This is a genomic window from Arthrobacter gengyunqii, assembly GCF_023022985.1.
Lineage (GTDB): Bacteria > Actinomycetota > Actinomycetes > Actinomycetales > Micrococcaceae > Arthrobacter_B > Arthrobacter_B gengyunqii.
Genome location: NZ_CP095461.1, coordinates 1062112 through 1088136 on the forward strand (window position 1 = coordinate 1062112; position 26025 = coordinate 1088136).

Consider the following 26025-nt stretch of genomic DNA (forward strand, 5'->3'; position numbering starts at 1 on the left):
GTAGATACATAAGTCAGGGGGTGGCGGGTGTACAGGGGTTTTAGCGTGCGGCCGCTGGTGGGTCGGGATGAGGTCCTTGAGGCTGTGACGGCCAGTGTCCTTCGGCCCGGCGGCCACGGTGCAGTGGTGGTCGCGGACGCCGGTATGGGCAAGAGCGCGCTTGCAGCGGCTGTGGCGGGGAGCGTCAAAGGCCGGTTGGACGTGCACCGCATCCACACAAGCGCTTCCCTGTCTTCTGTTCCTTACGGCGCACTGGCGCCGCTCATTTCCGACTTGGATTCGCAGGAAACCGATTCCCACCTCGGCGTGATGCGCTCACTGGTGCGCCGGTTGTTTCCGGAGGGCCGCTACGAGTCTTCGGCCGCCCCCCTGCTGATCGTGGACGACGCAGACTCGCTCGACGAGGCAGCCGGTGACCTCCTGGTGCAGCTGGTTGCATCCGGCCGGATACGTGTTCTTCTCCTGGCCCGGAGGATGGCCGATATTCCCACCGGACTGTCCAACTTGGTGTGGGAAGGCTTGTTCTCCCGGCACGAACTGCCCCCGCTGACGGAAGGCCATGTCCATGAGCTCTGTGTCCAGGTGCTGGACGGACCGGTCCTGACCAGCACGAGCACGGATTTTGCCCGTGTCAGCGGTGGAAATCCCATGCTGGTCCTGGCACTGCTGTCCGAAACCGTTCGGGCCGAAAGCTTGGTGTTCCGGCACGGGGTATGGCTGCTGCATGAACAGATGCTTCCGCCGGAAGGGCGGCTGGGGGACTTGCTCCGGGCGCAGCTGGCGGTGTTGTCCACCGAGGAGCGGGATGCGCTGGAGATCATCGCGCTTGCTGAGCCGCTGCCGGCCGCTGCCGCCTTTGACCTGGGCTTGCACCGAGCGGTTGACTCGCTGACAGAAGCAAAGCTCGTGGTCATTTCCGGCGACCAGGTACGGCTTCTGCGGCTTCTGCACCCGTTGTACGGTGATGTGGTTCGCCAGCTGGTGCCCGCCGCCCGCAGCGCCCGTCTGCGCCGGCGCCTGCTCACCGTCTTTGATCCTGGATCCGAGGAGGGAGACAACCTGCTGCGCTGGGTGACGTGGTCCTTGGACTGCGGCGTCGAAGTGCCGGACTCAAGCCTTCTCGCTGCTGCTTACCGCGCCAACAACCTCTTCGACAGCCCGTCCGCGTTTCGACTGGCATCTGCCGTCAAGGGGCCGGCTCACGCCACCGCGGCCCGGGTCCAGGCCGCCCGCGCCTGTTATCAGGAAGGCAACACGGAGGCGGCCCGTGAAATGATCGCAGGGGCCACAGCTGCCGCCGCAGACCTGACCACTCTCAAAATGGCAGTTCTGATTCGTGTGCAGCTCCACCGGTGGAAGGAAGATGACGACGCCGGGATTGCAGCGATAGCGGCGGACTGGCTTGCCGGCGTGGACAGGATCGAGGAATCAGCGGGAGCAGACGCGGACAGTGAGCTGTTGGCTGACATTTCTTCTTCACGCCGCGGCGGACGGCTGCTGGCCCTGACGGGCCGGGTGGCCGAGGGCAGGTTTGCCTCCGCCGAGGACGACCTCCGAGACATCCTTGCGGCGGCGCTGGAGGCCGGCGACGACGAAGCGATCCTCATCTCCAAGACCCTGCTCGCCGAGCTTCTGGTGCAAACCGGGCGCAGCCGGGCTGCGTACAGTCTGTCGCGGGACGCCGTTGCGCTGCTGGATCTCGGCGGGCAGCGCTTCATGTCCTACTACCAGTTTGTGCTGTACCGCCATTTGGCGGTGCTCCTGTGGCTGGGGGAATGGGAGGAAATCCAATCCACCATCCAGCTCGGTGTCTCGGGAGTCTTCGGCGCGCTGGTCCATGTGGCAGGGGCCGTGGATCTAACCCTGGCCGTGATGCAACTGCGGCACAATGACAGAACCGGCGCTCTTGTTCATCTTTCCGCTTCCGTTGAAGGACTGCGCACCAGCGATTCGGAAGGCCTCCTCACCCTGGCCCTGGCGCTGGGCGCCTTCATTGCCGCCTCGGACGGGCAGCCGGCCCTCGCCGAGGAGCTGCTGGCCGACGGCGCTTCCCATGGACCCCGGGGTGCGGCACCATACCGTTTGTTGGCAAGGGGGTACGAGGCTGCGGCCCGTTTCGTGTCGTCAATGGGCCGGGAAATGCACGACGCCCTGCGCGAGGTCGCCGGTGAGGCTGAACGCGCCGGTTTCCTGGCAGCGGAATTGGAGCTGCGGTACCTGTCCCTGTCCCTCGGAGACATGGAGGGGCTCAACCGGCTGCGCAAGATCGCCGAGGATTTCGAGGGACCGCAGGCACAGGTCCTGAGCCGTTTTGCGCGGGCCGTGCTGGACGAGGACGCCGATGAACTGCTCCGCTTGGGATCGGACCCCGCGGAACCGGGCTGGGAGCGCCTGGCCGGGCAATGCACCGCGGAAGCGCACCGGCTCGCCAAGGCCAGCGGTGACCGTGCCCTGCTCCAGCGCGTCCAACGGGTCCTTGGCAAACAGAGCGGCACGGCCCCCAGGACCAAGGTGGGGGTACCACTGCTCACCCGCCGGGAACGGGATGTGGCCGCGCTGGTGATTCAGGGCTACCACAATGCGGAAATAGCCGAGCGGCTCTTCCTGTCAGTTCGGACGGTCGAAGGACACATCTACCGCACCTTCGAAAAGCTGGGAATCAGCAAGCGGGAAGAACTGAAGCAGGAACTCCTGGCGCGGGACGGCTCCGACTGACCCCAGTACCCCGTCCGCAGCCTGAAAGTAAATCCACGCGGTCGGGGGCTGCCAATCGGGTATTCCTTACCCGTGCATGGTTCTCCACCCGGAACCTAGGCTGGGGGTGATCCTTGGTGCGCACTTGTCGCCGAGGGCAAAAAAGGTCTCGGGAAAAATCGGCTGTGACCCACCAGCCGCACTACGCGCTCCACATTGAGGTCCCCGATGAGCACGCTCCAACAGTCCGTCCCGCCTGGCGACTCCATGACCACAGACGGTCGGGTACCTGCGCCGGCTCCATCAGGCAGCCGTTACACCGACACTCCCGCACAGCCGCGGGCCGTGGATTCCCGCGCCGCAGCCCGCCGTGCCGTGCTGGCTGCGTTGGAGGAATCCGGCGCAGTGATCCTGGGTCCGGCAGGTATCGGGAAAACCACGCTCGCGAGGGAAGCCGGCGATCTTTACGGTGACGGGTACAGGGTCCACCTCCGCGGCAGTGCCCTGTCGGCACAGACGCCCTACGGGGCCCTGGCCTGGCTGCTCAGTGACTTGCCGCCCAACGATCTCGTCAACCCGGTTCGGGTGGTGCGGGCACTGGAGTCGCTGCTGGTGCGGCTGGCCGGCGGCCGGCGAATCATCATGGTCATCGACAACGCCGAAGAGATTGATGATCTTGGTGTTCTCGTGACGGCGGAACTCTGCCGGCGCGGAACGGTGGTGCTGATCCTCATCTGCGGAGACCTGCTCCGCTGCCATCGGGACTACGTGCGTCTGTGGACTGACGGTCTCCTGAAACGGATCGATTTGGCGCCGCTGGATTTGCCGGAAACGGCCGAGCTGCTCGCTGCCGCAGCCGGAGGTCCGCTGACCACCCTTGCACAGCGGATGCTGTGGCAGCAGAGCAGGGGAAACCCTCTCCTGGCGGCGCTGTTGTGCCGGGACCACATAGCGGCCAAGGCGCTGGTGCTCCGCCGGGGCTTTTGGACCTGGGCCGGACCGCTGGTCTATTCCGGTGAGCTGCCGGAGCGTGTGGAAACAGTGTTGCGCCGCTTTACCGCGGGAGAACGGCGCGCCGTGGAGATACTTGCGCTCTGCCGCGAGCTGCCCCTGGAGATTCTCCTGCAGCTGGTGCCCGCTCACACCGTGGATTCCCTGGAAGAGGGATCCCTGGTGACGATCAGCGGCGGCCACGGCCAACCTGTCCGTCTTGCCTGGAACCTTCAACCCGCAACCATCGCTGCGAAGATTACCTTTGGCCGCAGCAGGGAGCTCTGGACCGAAGTGACGCGGGTGATTGATCCGCACGGCCTGAGCGGCGCCGCTGCTGCCGGCATGGCTTCCTGGTCACTCTCCGTGGGCATTGTCCTTGAGCCGGACCTGGCCCTGGCAGCAGCGCGCTGGTCCAACGAGACCGGAGATGCCGAGGCAGCCCTGCGGTACTCACGTGCGGTGGCAGCGCCGAGGCCGCTGCGTGTGGTGCTGGAAGAAGCGGCTGCGCTGCAGGCCGGGGGGAACCACGCGCAGCTGCACCGGATGGTCGCCTCAGTGGAAACCGGAAGCGGGGATCCGGAGGACTTGCGGATTCGGCTGCTCACGCTGCGCTTGCTGGCAGCTGCCCGGATTCGCGGTTGTCCTGACGATCCGTGGTCCCTGCTGGAACAGGCGGAGCAGCGGCTGCCCCACGAGGCAGGCGCCCGCCCCGGACCCAGCCTGCGGGTAACGCTGGCACGAGCCGAACTCCTGTCTCTGGATGGCAGGTTCACCGAATATCCGGCATCGCTGGCGGAAGATTTGGCGGATCCTGCCGCTCCTTCCGATCTGCGGCTCCTGGCCGCAATCCGGCTGGCCCAGCAGCATGCCGCTGCAGGACGTTTCGAAGAAACCCTGGAACTGGTCGCGCTGATCCGGTTCCGGCTGGCAGCAGGCATCCAGACGGACGTGCGGACCCGGGAACTGTTCTTCCATCATCTTTTCTTCCTGCTGATCCGCTGCGGTGAGTTGGGCCAGGCGCTGGCGATGACTGAATCGGCTGCGCCGCCGGACAACGGAACGGGACTGCGCACCGCCGGCGGCACGGAGCTTCCCACCGGTTTGGTGCATGCCTACGCGGGCCGGGGTGACCTCGCACTGGGCTTCCTGTATCCGGCCCTGGCGCAGCTGGAGTCCCATGACCCGGATGTCATGCTTCCCCTCGCGTCAGCAGCCTTCGGCTACGCGCACTTCCTGGCTCAGGAACCGGGCAGGATGCCTGGCCGCGAGCCGTCCCCGGATTCCCTGTACCGTCCGGACCCCAGTCTCGATGCGGCGGCAGGATACTTTCGCGTTCTGTCGGGGCCGGCCGCATCCGGCAGCCCGGATGGCTCGGACCACACCGCTGAGCTGCTTCGTGCCCGCGCCCAACGCGCGGGGGCAGCGGGGAACGCTCCGGACGCCCTTCTCTGCTACTCGGCCGCCGCCCTGCGCGGCAACCGGCAAGCAGCAGCGGAGCTTGGCGTTGCCGCAGCATCGGTGAACGGCACTCCGGGGATTGTGTTCCGCAACTTGGCCGAGGGGCTGCTGGAGAAGGACGTTCCGGCGCTGATCCAGGCCGGAACAGCCGCACTGGGACAAAGGAACAGCCGGCTCGCCCACGGTGCGGCGGTTGCCGCCAGAGGATTCGCAGCCGACGGCGGCAGCCGGACCGTTCTGCGGCAGGCCAGGCAACTCGAGTATGAATCCTTCCGCGCCCTGTCACCGATCAACAGCGTCCAGCACGGACTCGCGCAGCTTGGCGACTTCGAGCGGGAGCTGGCACTGCGGGCTGCAGCAGGTGAAACCAGCGCGGCCCTGGGGAAACGGTTCCACCTGTCCGCCCGGACCGTGGACTGGCACCTGGGACGGGTGTTTGCGCGTTTGCATGTCTCGGGCCGCAGTGATTTGCGGGAAGTTCTGTCACAGCCCGAAGCCGGGCACGGGCTACGGGCCCCCGGTAGGTAGTGGACTGGTTCCTCTTGTGCGGATTGTCCAGACCACTGAGGAAGCGCGTAGTGGATTACTCCGGAAACAAGTGTTTTTGGTGCCGACCGGTCGTCGAACCTGAGTAGTTGATGCGTCTGACTGGTGAGCTGTACTCGTGTTGCCGATCTTTTGCGCTTCTACGCTTGCCGCAGGTATTGAACACGAACCTCGCCCGCGGCGAATGCCGCACCGGCGACCTCACCGGCAGAAACGGGTCTCACCGTGCAGAACAGTATTTCCCAGTCCTATGTCGTCAATTCGTCCGCCTCCCTTTCCGAGCCGCCGACAGGTGTTTCGAAGTCCGGGCTGCTCCGGCCCGCAGGGATCGGATGGGATGACCATGCGCCCCCGCGGTTCGTCGGACGCCGGGAGGTGACACGCACCATCCTGGACCGCCTGGCATCGGGCGGAGGCGCCGGGTGCATCCTCGTGGGAGAGCCCGGCAGCGGCAAGACCGCCCTGATCCACCATGTCCTGCGCCAGCGCAGTTCCGACTCCTACGTGGTCCACGTCCGCGGATCCGCGTTTTCCGGGCGCACACCCTTCGGGGCTTTGACCTTTCTCCTGTCCGATCTTGAACCAGACGTTGCAACACATCCGGTGCTGATCCTGCGCGGCCTCAGCCGCCTCATCCAGGAACGCGCGCAGGGCAGGCCCGTGCTGCTGGCGGTGGACAACGGCGAAGATCTGGACGAATTCTCAGCCATGGCACTCAGCCAGATGGTTCTCAGCAGGACGGCGGGGCTGCTTGCGTGTTTCCGGGACTTCAGCCGGGCCCCTGCAGAATTCACCGGACTCTGGCGGGAAGGAATCCTGTCACGCGTGGACCTGGAACCGCTGGACATCAGCGAGACAGCCGAACTCCTGTCGCTCGAACTGGGGGGCCCCGTGTCCGGTTCAGCAGTCGCCAGCCTGCACCGGCATACGGGCGGGAACCCGCATCTGCTGACGCTGGGGTGCGCTGACTACCGCGATTCCGGCAGGCTCCGGCGCACCGGAGACGTGTGGGTCCTCGATCCCCACAAGCCCGTTCCCGCCGGGCAGCTGGCCAAGACCGTCCTGTCCCGTCTGGAATCGTTGACTGAACGGCAGCTGGCCCTGGTGCGCACCGTGGCACTGGCCGGCTCGCTGCCCCTGGCAACCGCGCTGCACGGTGTGGAACCCGGAGAAGTGGACACCCTGCAGGAGCACGGAATCCTTGCCGTGGAACAGCACAGCGTGCCGCGCGTCCTGCTCCGCGACCCGGTGCTGGCCGGCGCCGTGTCACTCTCCCTGGACGCAGCCACGCGCGGCACGCTTTTGCGGCAGCTTCGGGCCGCTTTGGCGGCGGGACCACGTTCCGGGGACTACCTGCCCGGCGAAATCCTTTCCGGAGAGTCATTGGCACGGGATGCTTCAACCGGCGAGTCCCCGTCCGGTGCGTCAGGACCAGTGGAGGCATCATTTCCCGGCGGCGGGGATGCGGTGGCGGCAATCCTTGACCCGGTGCGGCTGGCACAGTGGCAGTTGGACAGCGGCGAGTCCCTGGATCCCGGCACCGCATTGGCCGCGGCACGCGCAGCAAATGCCGCCGGCAACCCGGCATGCGCAGTGCGTTTCCTGACTTTGCGCAAGGACCGCAAGGACAAGGACAAGGCAAATTCCCCGGCAGCGGTCCTGGAGCTGGTGGCCGCCCGCATGGCGCTGGGGGAGTACGGCGCCGCCCTTGCAGTCCTGAGCGGCTGCCGAACCGGTGACGCCGGCGTTGCGCCGGTGGAGGAGATCCGGCTGCTGATCGCCGAGAACCGGCTTCTCTGTCTGGCGGCCACGGGAGCGCTGTCCGCAGAGGTCCCTGCTGCCGCATTGCCTCCGGGCGCCGCCAAGAAACACGAAGAGTTGCTGGCCAAGGCTGATCTGCGCCTGGCCGAGCTGTCCGGTGCGGGTGCCATCAGCCGGACGGACGCCGGAATGCTGAAGCGGGATCTGGTGCTGGCCCGGGCCGAGTGCAACTCGACGCACGGGCGTTTCCTCGAGAATGCTGCCTTCCTTGCGCCGCTGCAGGTGGAGGCCGCAGGCCAGGACAAGACCTCCCGGCTCCTGATCGGCTCCTGGCTGTGCGAAGCACTGGGCATGACCAACGGCCAGGACGAGGCCGCGGAATTGATCCAGGACATGCATCGGCTGCTCCGTGAACCCGGTATCAGCCGCAGCGACCGCACCAGGGCCTTCGCCCGGATCCTCCACGTCCATCTGGCCACGGGTTCGCTGGAAGCGGCGCGGCGCATGCTCGAGGAGCAGGCGGAGTACAGCCGGGAAACGCGCTTCCCGGGGTTGTTCGGAGAACTGGGCGAGGGGGTGCTCCATGCCTACGCCGGAGATCCGGAAGCGGCCCTGCGTTGCCTGGTGCCCGCCGTCGCGCAGTTGCGGCAGGCCGGACCGGATTCCCTGCTTCCGCTGGCCGCCTCGGCCACGGCATACTGCCTGGCCCTGCGGCAGAACCAGGCCGGGGCGGAGGCTTATCTGCGGGTTCGCGACAAAGCGGTCGACGGCGGTCCTTGGACGATGCGCCGCGCCGCACGGCATTTCGCCGCCCTCGCCCACGCGGCCCTGGGCTCGCAGGAGGCCGCCCGGCGGTTCGTGGAGCTGGCCGGGCACGACCACCGCCGCGGCGCGTATTCGTATGAGCTGCTGTCCCTGCTCAGCGCGGCACGGCTGGGAGACCAGGACAACCTTGAGCGGATCCTGACCGTTGCCGCCCACCAGCAGGGCCCCTTCGCCCGGATGTGTGAAACCTATGCCAAGGGTGTGGGAAGCTACGACGCGCAGCTGCTCATCCAGGCCGGTGAACTGGGGGAGTCCGCCGGCCATGTCGGCTTCGCCCGCGAAGCGTCGGAACGGGCACTGGCGGTTGCCTCCGGCGCCGGTGACCGTGCCACGGTTCGGTTTATCCACCGCAGCCGCCGCGGCACCGCCGTCTCGGTAACCGAGGGATCGGACGCTGCCACCGAGTACCTGAGCGCATTGACGTTCCGGGAGCGCTCCATCGCCCGCATGGCCGCCGCCGGAACAAGCAACAAAGCCATTGCCGCGGAGTTGAACATCTCGGTGCGGACGGTCGAAGGCCACCTCTACCAGGTCTATTCCAAACTGCATGTCGGCAGCCGCCGTGAGCTGGCCAAGGTCATTGCGGACAAATCGGAGGCAAGGAAATGAGCGGTTCGGGCACTCTTCGGGCAGGCGATGCACCTGTCCTGCTGTTCGGCCGGGAACGGGAAGCGCAGGAGATTACCTCGCGGCTGCTGGAACCAGGGCGGCGCGGAGCAGTCATCGTGGGAGACGGCGGCATGGGCAAGTCGGCGCTCGCGGACCACGTCCTGGAGCAGCTGGACGGGATCGTCACCGCAACCTTCATCCACGGCAGCCCGGTGCTGTCGCGCATGTCCTACGGTGTGCTCTCGCCCTATCTGGAGGCAGCCGGACCTGATGACATGGATTCTCCGCTGGCGGTGCTCCGCACCATCCGGCGCTACTTCCGCCGGCTCAGCGAGACCGGAAGCCCCCAGCCGCTGCTGGTGATTGATGACGCCCAGTGGCTGGATGAGGCCAGCTGCCATGTGCTGACGCAGCTGGCCATGTCGGGAGAGCTGAGACTGCTGGTGCTGACCCGTCCACGTGCGCAGAACATCCATGAGCTGCTGTCGCTGGCTCGTGACGGGCTGCTGGCGCGCATCGACCTCGGTGCCTTATCGCCGGAAGCCGTCCACGAAGTGTGTTCGGGAATCCTGGGCGGACCCGTGCTGCGGGCTTCCTCGGCGCTGCTGTCCAGGGCATCGGGCGGCAACCCGTTGTACCTCAAGGCCCTGCTGGCCCAGTCACGCAGGCTGGGCCGCTTGGTTGCAGGCAACGGTGCCTGGTTCCTGCGCGGGGAACCCGACGGATTGGATGCCTCGGTGGTGGACCTGGTCAAGGGCCAGCTGAGTGCGCGGACCGCCGAGGAGCGGGAAACCCTGGAAACCCTGGCTTTGGCCCAGCCGCTGCCCCGTCCCGTGCTGCTAGCCGTGTGCGGACCGGCCGCAGTCCATGCCCTTCTCGCCGACGGGCTCGTGCAGGCCGCGCCGGGTCCTTCCGAGCCGCTTTCCCTGGCCCAGCCGCTGCACGCCGAGGTCATTCGGTTCCTGGTCCCTGCCGTGCGCAGCGCAGCCATCCGCGCCAAGGTGCTGACCGCGCTGGCGGAGACACACCCGCCGGAGGAGTCCGAGTCCGCCGAAAAGGCAGCTTGGCTGCGTCGGTTGGAGTGGGCACTGGACTGCGGTGACGCCATCGCGGACGAGGAGCTGCTGCACGCAGCGAGGATGGCGAACGACGAGGGCCGGTCAGCCCTGGCACTCCGCTTTGGTTCCGCCGTCCGCCGTGCCGCCAACGTACTGCCTGCCCGGGTGGAAATTGCCGCCGCATCTGCGGAAACAGGCGAGTTTGCCCAGGCGCAGCTGCTGCTGGAGGGAATGCTGGAACCGGAAACACTCGCGCCGGATGAGGAAACCCTGGTCCGTGCCGGGTTGGCAGCGGCGCGGCTGTATCAGCGGACCGGCCGGAGCGGGGAGGAGCTGGACGCTCTTGCTGATGCGTGGTGCACGGCTTCGGCGAACCTGTCGGCGCGAAGCGGCGGGCCAGGGGAAGCAGCGGCCCACGTGTCCCGCGGCGCCGAACTCCTGCGTATCCGTTCCCTGATGATGGCCGGCGACTACCCGTTGGCCCAGGACCGGCTTACGGCGTTTACCCGCGGACCGTTGCCCGAGCAGGCGGATCCGGAGGGACTTTGGGCCATCGTCGCACACGGACTGCTGACGGAAATCCTGATTTCCAGCGGAAGGATCGGCAGCGCACTCGAACACTCAGGGGCGGCCATGAAACTGATCGAGCGGATCGGCGGACCACTGCACGCGTACTGCGGATCCGTGGTGGTGCAGCACGCCCAGGCCCTGCTGCACGGAGGACAGTTCAGCGAGTTGGAACGGCTCCTGGCGGCAAAGCTGGAAGCCCCGGCGCACCAGCTCATCGCTTACGGCGGCACCCTCGGCGTGTTCGAGGGGGCAGTGGAAATCCAGCAGGGCCGGCTGCGTGAGGGGCTGCAGCGCCTGCATCCCGCCGTGGAAGCGCTGCGATTTTCCGACCCGCAGCTGCTGCTGCCCTATGCCCTGGGCCTTGCAGGCTACGCCTCAACCGTGGTCGGGGACCAGAATCAGACGGTCCGCTACGCCAAGGAGCTGCGCGGACTAAGCCGCAGGGGGCCGCGGGCGCTGTGGCTCGTGGGACAGGCCTATGCTGCCGCGGCCCTGGCCTCACCCGAACCCGGCGGAACCATACCGGTGAAACTGGCCGAAATCGCCGCACAGGCACGGGACGAAGGATTCCTCGCGGCTGAAAAAGACATTCTGGAGCTGTGCCTCGCCGTCGGCGACCTCCGGCAGGCGTCCCGGCTGCAGGAAGTCAGCGCAGGCTTTGAAGGCGGCGCAGCGCAGGCGCTGCATGCGTATGCTGCCGCCGTTGCCTCCGGAAACCCGGACCTGATGGTCTCCGCAGCAGATGAAGCGGTGCGGCACCGCAAGTATCTCCTGGCGGTGGAATCCATCGGCCATGCCATCCGTTTCTACGGAAGCCACGGCAATCTTCGCCGTCAGCGCGCCCTCATTCAGCAGCTGCGGCGGCGCCGCGGTGAATTGGCCGGCGTCACTGTGTCCTATCTAAGCCCGTCGCTGCATCTGGTCCGGCTGACCCGCCGCGAACACGAGATCGTTGACCTGCTTCTCTCCGGTGCAAGCACCAAGGATGTGGCGGCGTACTTCACGCTGTCGCAGCGGACGGTGGAGGGCCATGTCTACCGGATTTATGTGAAACTGGGCATCAGCCGGCGTGCTGATCTGGAGGGCGCCTACCGGGCGCTCGAACCCGGTGCCAGCCCCGCTTCCCTGGAGTAACCGCCGGGTCCGCTGCTAAAAATGCTGCCCGGTCCCTGGACCGGGCAGTATTTTTTGATGGTGGACCAAACCCGAACATGTTCCGTACATGCGTGAACTTTTTCCGTTTGCAAGTAGTGGTAGGTATACCCCCGGCAAAGGAAGAGATTGGGCAGCGGACATGAGTACGCATTACTCGTGCAGGGCATTAGCGGCGCTCATAGAATTTATTTTGTTGATTGATGTTTCGGGAATTGATGCGACTGTCCGAGCAGGTTTCCTGCAAGCTTTGCACCGCGTTTCTTTGAGGGAATTGATTTCCTGGCGGAAATTGCGTCACTGCAAACGGACGGTTGCCCCGTATCCAATCATCCGGCGTCCCTGACGCCGGTCCCCCGAGCGGGGTCGACGGTGTCGAAGCCTCTTGAGACCAAGGCTTCCCCCCAGCCGCCGTCGGCCCCTTCGGTAACAGTTAGAGCTTTGAGGGGGCTCGCATGACTGAGGTTAAAGATCCGGAGATCCGGGAGGACTATCTTCCGCAGGCTTCGTTTTCCCATGCCAGGAGCTTCACACCGGCCCGGGCGCTGTCATCCAGTGACAGTGTGCGCTGGACCAACCGGTACCGCCGGATCCTGCTGGGATTCGATACGGCCGTGGTTGTCCAGGCCGTCATCCTGGCCCATGTGACACGTTTCGGTGTGGCCAATGAATCCATGACCGGTGAGAACATTTCCGTACCCTATTGGGCGGTATCCGGCATTGTTTGCGGAGCGTGGCTGGTGCTGCTGGCTGTTTACCGCTCCCGGGCCGTCGGAATTGCCGGGTCAGGAATCGATGAATACAAACGCGTCATCAGCGCCACGTTCGCCGTAATGGGCCTCTTCGCTGTATTGATGCTGGTATTCCACCTGGATTTCTCCCGCGGCTATTTCGCCGGTGCATTTGTATCCGGCTTGGTCTGGCTCATTGTCTGCCGGTGGCTGGTCCGCTGCTGGCTCGGCCGGCAGCGGCGCAACGGGCGGTATCTAACGAAAGTCATCATCCTTGGCAGGCCCAAGGATGTCCGGCATGTGGCGCACCAGCTTCAGGGCAGGGGAGGTGCGGCCTACCAGGTGGTGGGAGCGGCACTGACCAGGCCAACGCAGGGGGACCTCTGGGTGGGGAGGCAGCGGGTTCCGGTGGTCGCAGACCGCAGCACCCTGGTGGACGCCGTGCGGCGGCTCAGCGCGGACGCGGTGATAGTGGCGGGCCCGCTCAAGGGCTACGGCGCATCAGTGCAGGAACTGGGATGGCAATTGGAGGAATCGGCAACCCAGCTCATTCTGACCACCGGCCTCACCAACGTGGCCGGGCCCAGGATTCACTCCCGCCCGGTCGAGGGTCTTCCCCTGATGCATGTGGAGCTCCCGCAATACACCGGCGTAAAGCACGTGCTCAAGCGGGCTCTGGACATCGCCCTTTCAGCACTGGCCCTGTTGGTGCTCCTGCCCGTGTTTGCCGTGCTGGCGATGCTGATCCGGCGCGACAGTGACGGCCCGGCGATCTTCCGCCAGGAACGGGTGGGCCGCGGCGGCGAGGCTTTCACCATGTATAAGTTCCGCTCCATGGTCCTGTCGGCGGAGGAGGAACTGGAAAGCCTGCTGGACCGCAACGAGGGAGCGGGGGTGCTGTTCAAGATTCAGGGCGATCCGCGGGTGACCGGGGTGGGCCGCTGGCTGAGGAAGTACTCCCTGGATGAGCTGCCCCAATTCTGGAATGTCCTGTGCGGCCACATGTCCTTGGTTGGCCCCCGGCCTCCCCTGCCCGGCGAGGTGGCCAGATACGGCGACCGGGTGGGACGGCGCCTCTATATCAAGCCGGGGTTGACCGGCATGTGGCAGATCAACGGCCGTTCTGAACTGAACTGGAAGGACGGCGTCCGGCTGGACCTGTACTACGTCGAAAACTGGTCCCTGGCCGGAGACCTGATCATCCTGTGGCGCACCTTCAAGGTGCTGTGGAAACCGGTGGGTGCTTACTGATGACGCTTCGCATCGGATACGCGGCGGGTGCCTATGACCTGTTTCATGTGGGCCATGTGAACATCCTGCGCCAGGCGCGGGCACACTGCGACATCCTGGTTGCGGGCGTGGTGTCGGATGAACTGTGTCTGGCCACCAAGGGCCGGCTCCCAGCCGTTCCCCTGAATGAACGCATGGAGATCCTGCGCCACATATCGCTCGTGGACCGGGTGGTCAGCGAAACGTCGCCGGACCGGCTGGAGGTGTGGCGGGAGGTGGGTTTCAATGTCTTCTTCAAGGGCGACGACTGGAAGGGCACCGAAAAGGGCATCGCCCTGGAGGGGCGCTTCCGGGGCGTGGGGGTGGACGTGGTGTATTTCCCGTACACCGTGCACACCTCGTCCACGATTCTGCGCCGTGCCCTGGACGCACTGGGCACCCCTGACCGCAGCGTTCCGCACCGGCAGGCCTGACAGTCGGACGTCGTCAGCCGCCGTCGTACTTCCACACCCGCACATAATCGACCTGGAACACGGCTTTATCGACGGTGACGTCCGGATCCGCCGGATCCGGATATCCCCAGTCGGTGGAGCCGTACTGCAGGTTCAGCCGCATATGGAAGGGTGCGCCGGTGCCGAAGGCTGCGGCATAACCGGGGTGGTCCTCCCGGGCCACCGTCTTATAGGGCTGGCCGTTCACGAACCACGCCACGCCTGATGGCGTCCACTCCACCGCCCAGACGTGGAACTCCGTGTGCAGTCCGGTCAGCGGCGGGGTCCAGCCCATGGCCTTGTTCCCGCCGGACTGGTCAAAATGCAGCGACGCCTGAGACTTGTCCGCCGTGGACAGCCCAAAGGGTGCGGCCTCGTCGGTGCCGTAGGCCTCCATAATGTCGATCTCGCCCTCGGTGGCGCGCCCGTCCGGACGGAGCCAGAAAGCTGGCCAGATGCCCTGGGACCGGCCCGGCGGCAGCGGCAGTTTGGCCCGCATCTCCCAGCGGCCGTACTCCTGCGAGAAGGTGTCCGCACTGTCCAGGTATCCGGTGACAAAGTGCCGGTCCGAGGCCTCGCCGGCGGGCTGCGGCAGCCGCTCCCCGGTGATCGAGAGCAGCCCGTCGGCCACAGTGGCCTGGCGGCGGCTGATGACGGCCCGGTCATAGCTGAGGGAGCCGTGGGTGCCGTGGTCACGGACGGTCCACTGGGACAGCCCGCCGTCGAACTCGTCCCGAAAGACCGGCGTGCCCCAACCGGGGAGCCAGGCTTCGTCGGCCGGCATGTCCGGTGCCGGGTTCGGCCCCCGGCCGGTCACGGGGGACGAACCGACTGTCTGCCGGCTGGGGTAAGGAGCCTCCGGAACCGGTTGCAGTCCACTGCAGGCGCTCAGGGCAACCAGGGCCGGCGCCAGGAGGGTCCGGATGACAAGCGCCCGCCGGTGCCGGCGCCGGGGCAGGGGGCGGGGTGGCAGCTCAGGCAGCAGGAGCGGTGCCGCGGACCGGCCCGGAAGCAGCTGGGGCGTCACAGTGATGTCACCTCCTCACGGAATCGAATTTCAGAAAGTAATCGGGGTACCCAAGTAATTAAATAGCGGAAGCAAGTATTTAAACAATAAAGGTGAGCATTGTGTGCAGCATTTCGCATTGTTCTACCCGTGTGCAGTTCGACAGTTCACTTTAGGATTATTTGCAACGATGCGCCACCGTTAGCTGGGAGAATTAAAGTGAACTCGAACAAGCAACTTCCCGTTGTTGAAATGGGAGACTTTTTTAGTATTGTTTTCCGCCGCTGGAAAACGGTTCTGGGAGCCGCCGCGGTATGCGGTGCAGTGGGGGCAGGCCTGGGAGCCGCAGCCCCCGAAACCTACTCGGCCAGCGCCGCGCTGACCGTGGCCCCGCTGACCACGTCTCCTTTTGCGGCATCGCAGCAGCAGGTGAACATGGCCACCGAACGCGAAGTCATGGCGTCCCGGGAGGTCGCCGCCATTGCGGCCGACACCGTCGGCAACGCCAGCCCCGAGGACCTGATGGCGGAGACATCGGTGGCGGCGCCGTCGGGCTCGCAGGTATTGAAGGTGACGGTCAAGGGCGTCGACGCGGAGAACACCGCCGCCAATGCCAACGCCCTCGCCGAGGCCTACCTCTTGTTCCGGACCCAGGGGGCGGAGGATGTCGCCCACAGCCAGATTGCCGAGCTGGAGCGGAAGATCAGCGACCTGACGGCCAAGCGGACAACAGCCCCGGCGGACGAGGCTGCACTGTCCTCGCTGCAGGATCAGCTGGTGTCGCTGCGCCTGGTGGGGGAGGTGCCCGGCCGCGTGATCTCGCGGGCCACGGTTCCCGTGGACCCGGCGTCCCCCGGATTGCCGGTGGTCGTGGCCGGCACCGTGGCCTTCGGGCTGCTGGCCGGCTGCGGACTGGCTTTGGGCCGTGAACGAAGCCACCGCCTCAAGGGCGCCCGAGAGTAACCCGGCAGCGGCCGCCGGGTAAGCAGCGGCTGCAACGACGCACCGCAATCAAAGGAGACCGGATGAGAATCATGTTCGTGACATCGGGCGGCGGCCATCTCGCCCAATTGCTTCCCCTGCAGCCCTGGTGGAAGGACCACGGGCGGGAGTGGGTGACCTTTCGGCAGTCCGAGGTGGAAACCGCCCTGGCTGATGAGGACGTCACCTGGTGCTTTTTTCCCACCACCCGTCATCTGCCCAACGCGGTCCGCAACCTTTTCCTGTCCTGGCCGACGCTGCGGCGTTTCCGTCCGGACGTGGTGGTGTCCGCGGGGGCCGGCGTGAGCGTTCCCTTTTTCATCATGGCGCGCCTCATGGGAATACGCACGGTATACATCGAGTGCTTTGACCGGATTACCATGCCAACACTCAGCGGACGCATTTGTTACCCACTGTCAGACGCTTTTTGCATTCAATGGGAAGAGCAGCGGGAATTCTATCCCGAGGCCATTAACATAGGACAACTGCTGTGACTCAGGACTATCGGATCATCGTTTCCCTCGGCACCGATTTTCACCGCTTTGACCGGCTGGTGGATTGGGTGGACGAATGGTTGGAGTCCTTCGAGTCGCCGCCGTCCACCCTGGTGCAGTACGGCGCCAGCCGAAGTCCCCGGATGGCTCAGGGGATAGACCGCATGCCGCGGCAGGACCTGCTGGCGCTGTACCGGCAGGCGGACCTGGTGGTGGTGCAGGGCGGTCCCGGTTCCATCCTGGATGCCCGGGAAACCGGCCATCTTCCGGTGGCCGTGCCGCGGCTGCCGGAACTGCAGGAAGTGGTTGACAGCCATCAGGTGGCCTTCACCCAGGCCATGCACCGGCAGGGAGAAGCGGTCATGGCCTCATCGCTGGAAGAACTGATGCGGTTGGGATCCGCGGTGCTCGCTGACCCGGCGTCGGCACGGTCCCTGCCCCGCCAGGCCGGGGGAGCGGCGGCAGCCGAGCGACTGGAGCGCGTCGTGGCGGGGTTGGGTCCGGTTCCCCGGCCGCGGGTGTCCCTCCGCCGGCTTCGCCAGGTTTGGCTGTAACGCCACGCTTGTAACGCCAAGCTTGCAACCCTGAGCTGGTCAACCCTGAGCTTGGAACCCGCACGCCGCGCGAAAGACCCGCTGCCGGTGCGCTATTGCTGCACCCGGGACGGCTTCCGAAGGATCCCCGCAAGTCCCAGCGGACGGCGCAGCAGGACCAGCAGCGCCAGATAGGCGGCGCCGCCGGCCGCCAGCAGGATCAGCAGGCCGGCCAGAGTGGGGCCGGCAGCGAGCCGCACCGCCCATCCGCCGAGGCCAAATACGGCAAACGCGAGACCCGCCGGAAGCGCCATGGTCCGCAGCCGGGTGCCGATGCCCAGGAACCGGCGCACCTGGAACGCCGCCAGCCCCACGTCCACCAGCGCACCCGCCGCCCAGGCCAGCACCGCTCCCGTGAGTCCCAGGACCGGAATCAAGGTCACATAGAGGACGACGGCGGTGGCCAGGGCCGCTGCCTTGTTCAGCAGCTGCCACCGGCTGCGCCCCGACATCAGCAGGACGCTTTGCACGCCTCCCGCGGAGACCACCAGCAGCATGGCGGCGGCGATGACGGCGAAGGCCGAGGCGCCGTCGTCGAACCCGTCGCCGAAGAAGCCCAGCACGGGGGCGCTGAAGACGATGAACACCAGATACAGCGGCCACGCCCCCAGAATAAGGAGCCGGGTCACCGAGCTGAACAGCTTGTCCGCGGCCCGTGTGTCGCCCACCGCCAGTGCCTCGCTGAGCGTTGGCCCGGAGACGATCCGCGCGGTGTGGTCGAGCATGGTGCCGAGCCGGATGCAGCGGTTGACCACGCCGAACACGCCGGCCGCTGCCGGACCCAGCAGCACGGCCACCGCCAGCACGCCCGCCCATTCCAGCAGCACCTCAATCCCGGCGCTGATGCCGCGGGCACCGGAAAAGGACCAGAACTCCCGCCATTTCGGAGCCCTCGGGCGCAGCGAGGGGTGGCGGGCGGGAGCTGGAAGGGGAGTCGGAGCGGAAGTTGGACCGGAGGCAGCGGAGGCAGCGGAGGCAGCGGAGGCCGTTGAAGCCGGCTCCGGCGTCAGCGTCCGCCGCAGGGACAGGGCGGCCAGGACACAGATGAGCAGCACGGGCAGCACCCAGGCAGCGGTCAGCAGTTCGGTGGCGGCGCCGAGGAAGATCACCGCGCCCAGACCCGCCATCCGAAGCAGGGGCAGGACCAGGTTTTGCAGGGTGGCAAACCGGACCACCTGGCGGCTTCCGCGCAGCGCCCCGAAGAGCACCGTCATGACGGCGCCGCAGATCACAAACGGTGCGGCGATGCGGATGCTGGCTTCGGCCTCGAGGCCCCACCACTGCTGGAGCCGGGGCGCCGCCAGCCACAACGCCAGGGCAGCGCAGGCCGAACCGGCCGCCACCGGCAGCAGTGCCATCCGCAGCAGTGCGGGACCGTCGCCGGTCCTGCCGCGTGCCCGGGCGGCGGAGAGGAAGCGGACAAGTCCGGTGTCGGCGCCCGCGGTGCAGACGGTGACGGCAATGGCGAAGAACGCGGTGATCTGGAAGAGCGTCCCGGTGCCTTCCGCGCCCAGCAGGTTGCCGGCCAGCAGTGTGGTGCCGAACGCCAGCGCCGATCCGGTCAGGACCAGCAGAAAGGACACCGCGCCGGTGCGGGCCAGCGGTCCGGTACCCGTCCCGCCTCCAGAACCAGTCCCCGGCCGGGCTCCGGAACCGGCACCCGGCCCAGGACTACCCGGCCCAGGACCTGACCGCCCGGGATCTGCCGCGGCCAGAGTGCCCTGCGGGGCTGCGGCGCTCATGCCGGGTCCGGCAGATACCGCCGGCGCAGCAGCAGGGCCAGGACCAGCACCACGGAGGTCAGCTGCATGACGTCCAGGCCGTAGAAGGGAATGATGGCGAGCGCGGCCACCGGAACACTGTGCAGCCAGAGGTTGGCGGTGGAGGCCACCCGCCAGGTCCGGGCCGCTGCGGCCACCAGGAAGTAGAGGAACAGTCCCAGCCCCACCAGCCCGTAGGAAAACATCAGCATCCACACATAGCCCTGGGTGCCCATCGACACCCCGATGGTCTCCTCCATCTGGGGCGTGGCATGGCCCAGCAGCGGTTGTTCCAGAGTGGCTTTCCACGTCCGCTGGTACAGGTTCAGCCGCCCTCCGGTGCTGTCGCTGTAAAGCTGGCGGTCGAGGATGACCTGTACGGCACCGGAGGCGACCAGCACCGCCGTGCCGATCCCCAGCACGAGGACGCCGGCGGCCACGCTTTTCAGCCGTCCCTGGAAAAACAGCCGGGCCAGGACGTACAGCACCGCCGCGGCGAGCCCCACGAACATCCCGCGGTTGCTGGTTTCCAGCGCCGGCCACAGGGAGAGAACGGCGCCCAGGATCAGCGCCGCCTTCACCGCGCGGTGGCGGACCAGGCAGACGGCGGCGAACACCACCGGGGTCAGGAGGGCAAACATCACGCCCCAGCTGTTGGCGTAGGGGAAGGGGGCGGCAGGCCGGTTGAACGGCTCGGGAGAGCCCCAGGGCTGCTGCACTTCGGCCAGGGGCGGGAAGACCAGGTCATAGACGAGGGGGTTGCTGGTCAGGAAATTCGGCAGCAAGGTTCCCACCGGGGTGGTCAGCCGGACGTCCGGAAAGAAGATGGCCGCTGTGCCGAGCGTGATCAGGGTGACCCACACGGCCAGCAGTCCAAGGATGATCCGCCGGGCGGGCAGGGTTTTGCGGGCGTTGATGACGTACACCATGAACACCCCCACGGCCAGCAGGTTCCCGGCCCGCTGCAGGTAGGCAAGCACCGAGGTGGCTGAGTCCAGGTTGATGGCCGCCACGCCCACCCAGAGCAGGAAGGCGAACCAGGGCAGGACGCCGGGCACCAGCATGATGCGGCCGCGGGTCAGCATCAGGGCCGTCATGATGCCGGCCAGCAGCAGGGGCGCGAAGGGGGCCGCACCCAGCGCCCACCAGACGGGAAAACCCACCAGCAGGAGCATCATTGGCCAGGCCGGCAGGTGCTTCTGGACGCGGGTAGCGCCGGTGCCGGCTGCCGGCGCGTTCCCGGCTCCCGGCTCTGTCCCGGCTGCCGCGCCCGACGGCGGCGCGGAGGGCAGCGCGGCGGTCCGGACGGTCACAGGCCACGTCCCCGCTTCTGGGTGAAGGCCAACAGCGCCTCAGCCGACACGGCGCCGCTGGCCACCAGCACCGCGGCATGGGCGCGCAGCTGCAGCGGGTTCCGGCGCAGCGCACTGCGCGCCCACCGCCGGGAGGTCCGGCGCTGGCCCAGGGCAGCGTGGGCAAACGCCACCTGTCCGGCGATCCGTGCGGTGCCCGCCGGAGTGGACGCGAACTCGGGAAACTTCTGCAGCAGGTAGGTCAGTCCGGCGGCCAGGATCTCCCAGTGGCCGGCAAACATCGAATGCCCGCCCCAGCGCACGGTGACCAGCGGGCGGGGGACGGAGCGGACGTGGCCAAAGCGGGTGGCCCGCAGCAGCAGGTCATAATCCTCGCCGTAGGAGGCCGGCAGCTCCTCGTCCACGAGCCCCACCCGGCCGGTGAGGTCCGATGTCCGGTACAGCAGCGAGGAAGGATGGACCTCAGAGATCCGGGAGCGCAGGAAATCAGTGAATCCGACGGTGGGCGGAGGATTGCGGTCCGTCACCGCGCCGTCGGCCGTGATGCGGACACCGGTCGCCACAGCCACCGCACCGGGGTCCTGCTGCCAGGCGTCCATCTGCAGACGCAGCTTCGAAGGGTGCCAGGCGTCGTCGTCGTCGCAAAAACCCACCAGGGTTCCCTGCGCGGCGAGGATGCCGGTGTTGCGGGCGCCGGCCAGACCGGGGGTGCGCTGATTGGCCAGCGTGGTGAGCGTCCGGCCGGCCGGAACCTCGATGTCCGGCAGCGGCTGCGGCGGCACCCGGTCAAACACCACCACCACGTCCACCGGCCCGGCATAATCCTGGGCCAGGGCTGCCCGCACGGCCTGGCGCAGCAGCTCGGGGCGGTCCACTGTGGCGATGACCACGGTGACGGTCTCACCGGAAACGTGTGAGGACTCAGACATGGCGGGGTTCCTTTCGCAGCGAGGCCAGTGCGCGGTACTTGCGCCGCATGGAGGCGGCAACGGCCAGAAGGTTGAGCAGGAAGAGGCTGCCGTAGGCGGCCAGGAAGAGCGGACCGGATCCCCACAGCACAAAAACCCAGCACAGGGCTCCGGCATCGGTGGGCAGCAGCACGAAGGAACGCAGCGCTCCCGGCGCAGTTGAGGAAACGCCGGGGGCCGCAGCACCGGAAGGAGGGGAAGAGGCAGCGGCGGAGCGCAGCAGTTGCTCAGCGAGGATCTGGCTCATGAACTGTCCGCCGGACATCAGGCAGTACAGCAGCGGCAGCACCAGCACCCAGCCGGGAACATCGGCGTGCAGGGCCAGGGCCGCCAGCACGGTGAGGTGGATGGCGGGGGTCCGCACCGCGTCCACCACGTGGTCCAGCCATTCACCGGCGGGTCCGCCGCGGCCCGTCACCCGTGCCACCTGCCCGTCGGCCGAATCCAGCACGTACCCGCCGGCCAGCAGCACCGCGGCGCCTGCGGCCGTTCCCGGGCCGGGGGCAAAGACCAGCAGCACGGCCAGCCCGGCGAAGGACAGCACGGCGCTCGCCGCAGTGACGGCGTTGGGGGAGAGCCGCAGGGCGACGGCGCCGGCCGCGGCATAGCGGGCGAGCCGCCGGTTCACCCACCGGGTGTAGGCCGGAACTCCGGCGCCGGGCTTCTGCGCAGCATTCAGGTCCGCCAGGCAGCGGGTAAACGCCACCCGCACCCCGGACGTGCCGGATCCGCCGGATCTGCCGGCGACGCCGGGTTCTTTCACCTGTTCGGCGTGGACAACCATGCCTTACCCCCCTGGATGTTGGTTGCTGCTGTTAGTTGCGCAGACTCATGACTGCGCTGAGATCGAAACTGGAACTGGGCGTGCTGCGGTAATTCGAATGCACCTCCACGCTCACCACGTTGGTGCCGGTGACAAACGCGGAACCGGGCAGCGTAACCACCACGGGCGCAGCCAGGGCAACAGCGGTGGAAGGGGCCGTCAGCGCGTACGAATTATGCGTGAGAGTTCCGGCGGGCATGTTGCTGCGCGCCGCTTCCTTCCCGTTCACATAGACGACGACGCCGTCATCAGCCCGGGTGGTCAGGGTCACCGAGTCAACCTTGGCGGCATCGGCGATCTGGAAGCTCCTGCGGTAATGGCTGGAGAGCGGCTTGGTGCCCTCGGCGGTCAGGGTGGTGCCCAGCCCGGTGCTGCCCCAGCCCAGCGGCGCGTTGCCGGTGCTCCAGGCGGCGTCGGCGAAACCGGTTCCGGTCCACCCCGCCGGCGGAGCGTCGCTGCTGAACCGGTACTTCCAGGAGCTGCCCGCAGCGATGACCGTCTGCGCAGCGGGATTCTCCGGAACGTCCGGAGTGCCGGGGGCACTGGGAACACTGGGGGCACTGGGAACACTGGGGACAGTGCCGCCGGTCTTGACCGCCGTCGTCGCCGAGTAGTTCCCGGCGGCATCGGCCGCCCGGACAAAGTAGCGGGCTCCGCCGGTGGCCGGCAGTCCGCCGGTGGCCGGCAGCGAGAAGCTGGTGGCCGTGGTGGAGGCAATGACCCGGTCATTGCGCAGCACCTGGTAGGAGGCGGGCGTTCCCGCGGCGGCGGACCAGGTGAGTGTGTCGGTGCCGGCGCTGCTGGCCACGGCAAACCCGCCGGGCACCTCAGGGGCGGCGGCGTCAGCGGGGGCGAAGCGGGCGTAGCCGCCGGACCACTGGCTGGTTCCGCCGCTGGTGCTGGAGGAGACCAGGTCTCCGCCGGCCCAGAGGACGCCGCGGCTGTCCACGAGGGTGGCCCAGACGCCGTATCCGGCCCGGCCCTTCATGACCGGATTGAATTCCGGAATGTACTCTCCGGTGCCGGCGTTCCATGCGCCAACCAGGTTGATCTTGTCAGCCCTCGCGAAGTTCCTGCCCACTGACGGCCACGTGGAGGCGCCGCTGTAGTTCCAGTGCCCGCAGTGGCAGGAGCCGTAGACAATGCCGTTGGCCTCGGTCACATCTTGGAAGTCGCCTCCCTCCAGAGTGATGTTGGAGGACTGGCGGGTGAGGGTGGCGGTGTCGAAGCTGAAGAGTGAGTGCTCGGCGCCGCCCACCCACACCCGGTTGCCCACTTCCTTGATGCCCTGCTGGTAGCCGGCCCGCTCGCCGGAGCTGGGCACAAAGTTCCATTCGGCGGGGACTGCGCCCGGTGCGGTGCTCAGGGCCGCGGCCCGGTAGGTGGTGGCGGCGTTGGACGCGGTGAAGTAGCCGGCGGCATAGAGCCGCTGCCCGTCGGCGCTGGGATCCACGGCCACCACGGTGCCGTTGAAGGCCGGGTTCCAGCCGCTGTCCGGCTTCCCGTCCGCCACCGCCACGCGGGCGGCGTTCCGGGCGTAGACCGGGCTGGTGGCGGTGCCGCCGGTCAGGTGGGTGAAGGCTCCGCCCAGGTAGAGCCAGCCGTCCCTAACCTCGAGGGTGCGGATCTGCACCGCCCCGCCGGTGACCCGGTTTTCCACGCCCACCCGCCAGCCGGCGACGGCGGTTCCGGTATCCGGGTTCAGGACCGCCACCGGGCCGGTGGCGGCACCGTTCAGGGTGGTGAAGGTGCCGCCGATCGCCAGGGTGCCGTTGGGCAGCACGGCCAGCGCCTTGACCTGTCCGTTCAGCTTGGGTTGGAAGGTGGAGATCCACTCTCCGGTGGCGACGTCGAAACCGGCCAGGTAGGGCTGGTCCGCCCGGCCGGTGCCGGCGGCGTCCTTTTGCACGTAACGGAAGTTGCCGGCCACGTAGACCACGTTGCCGATCTGGGCGAAGGCCTGCACCTCGGTGTTAAGTTCACCGGTGCCGCTGGCCAGGCCGGTGACGCCCCACGCGGTGGCCGCCGCTCCGGTTTCCGGGCGGGCCTGCTGGGCGTAGGCCGGGGCTCCGGCGTCGGGCAGCGGCGTGAACCCGGCAGTGGCCTGCGTGATTTTGGGCCGCAGATACATCTGTGTGAACGGGCGGGGGTTTCCCGCCGTCGCCGTGCTGGACCAGACGTAGCTGTCGGCGGAGTTCACGCCGCGGGCCTGGCTGCCGTAGGCGAACCCCTGTGTCCACCCCTGTGCCTGCGCTTCCGTGGTGACCACCCGGTTGAAGGCCTGGTTGGTGCCGAAGCTGGAGGTGAGCCCGCCGGAGAAGACCGTGGAGTCGAAGCTGCCCGAGACCACCGGGGTGGCGGAACCGATGGTCCAGGTCCAGCGGGGCTGATTGGCGGTGCGGTAGCGGGTTTCCTGCCAGGTGCTGCCGGCGGTGTCCAGGGCGCGGCGCAGCCGGATGCCGTCCTCCAGCTGATCCGGTGCCTGCCCGTTGAGCAGCCCGTCAATCAGGGGAGCGGAGAGCTGGCGGGGTGAGAAGGCGCCGGAACCGGTCACGGTGCTGCGGACCTGTGCCGGGGTGCCGCGTCCTTCGTAGAGTTCTTTCCAGCCCTCGCGGCCGCGGCCCACCAGCACCCAGCCGCCGCCGTCGGTGGTCTGGTCGCAGTAGAACTGTTCGGGGGCGGCCATGGCCGGGGTGAGCAGCCAGTACACGCCAGACGGCAGCGCCGGATGGCCCTGCTTGATTTCCCAGCAGGAGGCTGCCGCGGCGTCGGCGGAGGATCCGTTCGGCGCCACCGGCTCCGCGGTGGAAGCGGGCAGCGCCGTGGTCAGGCCGGCGGCCACCACCAGTGCGGCCAGGGCAGCGCCCAGCCGGAGGGATCTGCGCTGGCCGAACCTGCGCTGGCGGAGCCGGTTGTTCATGGTCTGTCCTTCGGGCGTGTGGGCTGGGATGCGGGTTTGGGCGGGAAGTATGGGCGGGAGCACACGGTTAGCAGGCCGGATCGTCGGGGAAGCTGTGGGAGACCACCCGCCACGCGCCGTCGATTTCCTGCAGGTCGTAATAGTTCAGCGCGGTGCGGGTGCCCGGAGGCTCGGCGGCCAGCAGGATCTGCCCGTCCCGGTCCGTGAGCCGCACGGCGCTGGAGTCGATGCAGAGCGAGATCCGGCGAACCGCGGTGCCGTCCGCTTCCAGGTCCTCGATGCCGCGGACGGCCAGCTCGGGAGTGCCGTCGACGGTCCACTGGTTGGTCTGGAACTCTTCGAACTGGGCAGTGAGCTCGCCCAGGGCTGCTCCGGCGGCAATTCCCGAATAGTCCGGTGCCGGCAGTTTGCCGCCGTCAGCGGGCGGAGGTTCGGCGGCCATGGCGGCGGCCGTGTCGATGTAGCCGAGCACTGCGTCCCGGGCCGGCTCCGGCAGCTTCGGATCAGCCGGCAGCCGGTCCGAACCGGAGGCCCTCGGGGCCGGTGCAGGTTCCGTTCCGCCGGTGCCCGGGGCAGCGGGTGCGGGGGAGTCCGTGGCGGAGGCGGAGGCCGCGGGCGAAGCGGGGGGATCCGCCGCAGGTGCGGTCCCGTCTCCGCCGCCGTCCTCAGCCCCGTTACCGCCGTCGTTGGCCTGCGCCCGGGCATCCGAGCTGCCGCCGCCGTCCCAGCCCGCGACGGGCAGGACTCCCAGCCCGGCCAGGCTCAGCGCGCCTGCCGCCAGGAGGACGGCACCAACTGCCGCGAGCAGGGCGGGCCGGCGCACACGCCGAGGAGACGGCGGAGTGCCGTTGGAGTTTTGGGGCGGAGACTGGGACATGGGGTCCTTGCAATCGTTGGAGACCGATGCTTCGGACCCTAGACAGGGCCGGGAATCATAGGAAGCGTGTTTTTCCAGGTCAAGAGAAAAAGCACCAAGACTTGAGTGAAGGAGCACAGGTAAACCCACGTAGTTTCGAGCATTCGCCGGGTGCGGCGCCGCGGGTCAGCGA

16 protein-coding genes are annotated in these 26025 nt (G+C 67.6%); 9 read left to right on the forward strand and 7 right to left on the reverse strand.

From position 1 onward, the window contains the following. The first annotated feature begins 27 nt into the window (after positions 1–27). From MUG94_RS04865 to MUG94_RS04890, 6 genes are all read left to right on the forward strand, one after another. Positions 28–2715 carry a LuxR C-terminal-related transcriptional regulator gene (locus MUG94_RS04865; RefSeq protein WP_227908027.1) on the forward strand — a complete coding sequence of 896 codons (2688 nt, stop codon included), beginning with the start codon at positions 28–30 and terminating at the stop codon, positions 2713–2715. A 246-nt stretch (positions 2716–2961) separates the two neighbouring features. Then, entirely contained in the window at positions 2962–5673 is a 2712-nt protein-coding gene (locus MUG94_RS04870) for a hypothetical protein (protein ID WP_227908028.1), read from the forward strand. 243 nt (positions 5674–5916) lie between these two features. Then, positions 5917–8886, forward strand: coding sequence for a LuxR C-terminal-related transcriptional regulator (locus MUG94_RS04875; RefSeq protein WP_227908029.1), 2970 nt, complete (start codon positions 5917–5919; stop codon positions 8884–8886). After that, on the forward strand, positions 8883–11648 hold the full coding sequence (locus MUG94_RS04880; RefSeq protein WP_227908030.1) for a helix-turn-helix transcriptional regulator: 2766 nt from the start codon (positions 8883–8885) through the stop codon (positions 11646–11648). Before MUG94_RS04875 ends, MUG94_RS04880 begins: the two co-directional genes overlap by 4 nt. Positions 11649–12121: 473 nt before the next feature. Continuing rightward, the gene (locus MUG94_RS04885) at positions 12122–13648 is read left to right on the forward strand and encodes a sugar transferase (protein WP_227908031.1); all 1527 of its coding nucleotides are present in this window, start codon (positions 12122–12124) and stop codon (positions 13646–13648) included. Continuing rightward, complete coding sequence (locus MUG94_RS04890; protein ID WP_227908032.1) at positions 13648–14100, forward strand: FAD synthase family protein; 453 nt, start codon at positions 13648–13650, stop codon at positions 14098–14100. The genes MUG94_RS04885 and MUG94_RS04890 overlap by 1 nt, the downstream gene beginning before the upstream one ends. A 13-nt stretch (positions 14101–14113) precedes the next feature. On the opposite strand, the gene MUG94_RS04895 is transcribed toward MUG94_RS04890, so the two are convergent. Further along, positions 14114–15145: a glycoside hydrolase family 16 protein gene (locus MUG94_RS04895; protein ID WP_227908033.1), complete on the reverse strand. Its 1032-nt coding sequence runs from the start codon at positions 15143–15145 to the stop codon at positions 14114–14116. A gap of 198 nt (positions 15146–15343) precedes the next feature. Between MUG94_RS04895 and MUG94_RS04900 the strand changes: the two genes are divergently transcribed. The 3 genes from MUG94_RS04900 to MUG94_RS04910 all read left to right on the forward strand — a co-directional run bounded on the left by MUG94_RS04900 (position 15344) and on the right by MUG94_RS04910 (position 17153). Beyond that, the gene (locus MUG94_RS04900; RefSeq protein WP_227908034.1) at positions 15344–16087 is read left to right on the forward strand and encodes a Wzz/FepE/Etk N-terminal domain-containing protein; all 744 of its coding nucleotides are present in this window, start codon (positions 15344–15346) and stop codon (positions 16085–16087) included. Positions 16088–16149: 62 nt separating this feature from the next. Further along, a complete protein-coding gene (pssD, locus tag MUG94_RS04905) occupies positions 16150–16599 on the forward strand; it encodes a PssD/Cps14F family polysaccharide biosynthesis glycosyltransferase (RefSeq protein WP_227908035.1) in 450 nt (149 codons plus the stop codon). Further along, positions 16596–17153 (forward strand): glycosyltransferase, encoded by a 558-nt coding sequence (locus MUG94_RS04910; protein ID WP_227908036.1) that lies wholly within the window; start codon positions 16596–16598, stop codon positions 17151–17153. The genes pssD and MUG94_RS04910 overlap by 4 nt, the downstream gene beginning before the upstream one ends. Positions 17154–17245: 92 nt before the next feature. On the opposite strand, the gene MUG94_RS04915 is transcribed toward MUG94_RS04910, so the two are convergent. The 6 genes from MUG94_RS04915 to MUG94_RS04940 all read right to left on the reverse strand — a co-directional run bounded on the left by MUG94_RS04915 (position 17246) and on the right by MUG94_RS04940 (position 25853). Further along, entirely contained in the window at positions 17246–18775 is a 1530-nt protein-coding gene (locus MUG94_RS04915) for a lipopolysaccharide biosynthesis protein (protein ID WP_247098835.1), read from the reverse strand. Between the two features lie 155 nt (positions 18776–18930). After that, entirely contained in the window at positions 18931–20265 is a 1335-nt protein-coding gene (locus MUG94_RS04920; RefSeq protein WP_227908038.1) for an O-antigen ligase family protein, read from the reverse strand. Then, positions 20262–21194: a glycosyltransferase family 2 protein gene (locus MUG94_RS04925; RefSeq protein WP_227908039.1), complete on the reverse strand. Its 933-nt coding sequence runs from the start codon at positions 21192–21194 to the stop codon at positions 20262–20264. Before MUG94_RS04925 ends, MUG94_RS04920 begins: the two co-directional genes overlap by 4 nt. Next, the gene (locus MUG94_RS04930) at positions 21187–22017 is read right to left on the reverse strand and encodes a CDP-alcohol phosphatidyltransferase family protein (protein ID WP_227908040.1); all 831 of its coding nucleotides are present in this window, start codon (positions 22015–22017) and stop codon (positions 21187–21189) included. Before MUG94_RS04930 ends, MUG94_RS04925 begins: the two co-directional genes overlap by 8 nt. Positions 22018–22048: 31 nt before the next feature. Then, positions 22049–24976, reverse strand: coding sequence for a fibrinogen-like YCDxxxxGGGW domain-containing protein (locus MUG94_RS04935; protein WP_227908041.1), 2928 nt, complete (start codon positions 24974–24976; stop codon positions 22049–22051). A gap of 67 nt (positions 24977–25043) precedes the next feature. Next, a complete protein-coding gene (locus MUG94_RS04940) occupies positions 25044–25853 on the reverse strand; it encodes a hypothetical protein (protein WP_227908042.1) in 810 nt (269 codons plus the stop codon). Between the last annotated feature and the right edge of the window lie 172 nt (positions 25854–26025).

What these genes read in the sequence shown, in the direction of transcription:
- MUG94_RS04870 (WP_227908028.1), top strand. Translation starts at nt 2,962, where the DNA reads ATGACCACAGACGGTCGGGTACCTGCGCCGGCTCCATCAGGCAGCCGT.
- MUG94_RS04880 (WP_227908030.1), top strand. Translation starts at nt 8,883, where the DNA reads ATGAGCGGTTCGGGCACTCTTCGGGCAGGCGATGCACCTGTCCTGCTG.
- MUG94_RS04940 (WP_227908042.1), bottom strand. Translation starts at nt 25,853, where the DNA reads ATGTCCCAGTCTCCGCCCCAAAACTCCAACGGCACTCCGCCGTCTCCT.
- MUG94_RS04890 (WP_227908032.1), top strand. Translation starts at nt 13,648, where the DNA reads ATGACGCTTCGCATCGGATACGCGGCGGGTGCCTATGACCTGTTTCAT.
- pssD (WP_227908035.1), top strand. Translation starts at nt 16,150, where the DNA reads ATGAGAATCATGTTCGTGACATCGGGCGGCGGCCATCTCGCCCAATTG.
- MUG94_RS04935 (WP_227908041.1), bottom strand. Translation starts at nt 24,976, where the DNA reads ATGAACAACCGGCTCCGCCAGCGCAGGTTCGGCCAGCGCAGATCCCTC.
- MUG94_RS04885 (WP_227908031.1), top strand. Translation starts at nt 12,122, where the DNA reads ATGACTGAGGTTAAAGATCCGGAGATCCGGGAGGACTATCTTCCGCAG.
- MUG94_RS04930 (WP_227908040.1), bottom strand. Translation starts at nt 22,017, where the DNA reads ATGGTTGTCCACGCCGAACAGGTGAAAGAACCCGGCGTCGCCGGCAGA.
- MUG94_RS04925 (WP_227908039.1), bottom strand. Translation starts at nt 21,194, where the DNA reads ATGTCTGAGTCCTCACACGTTTCCGGTGAGACCGTCACCGTGGTCATC.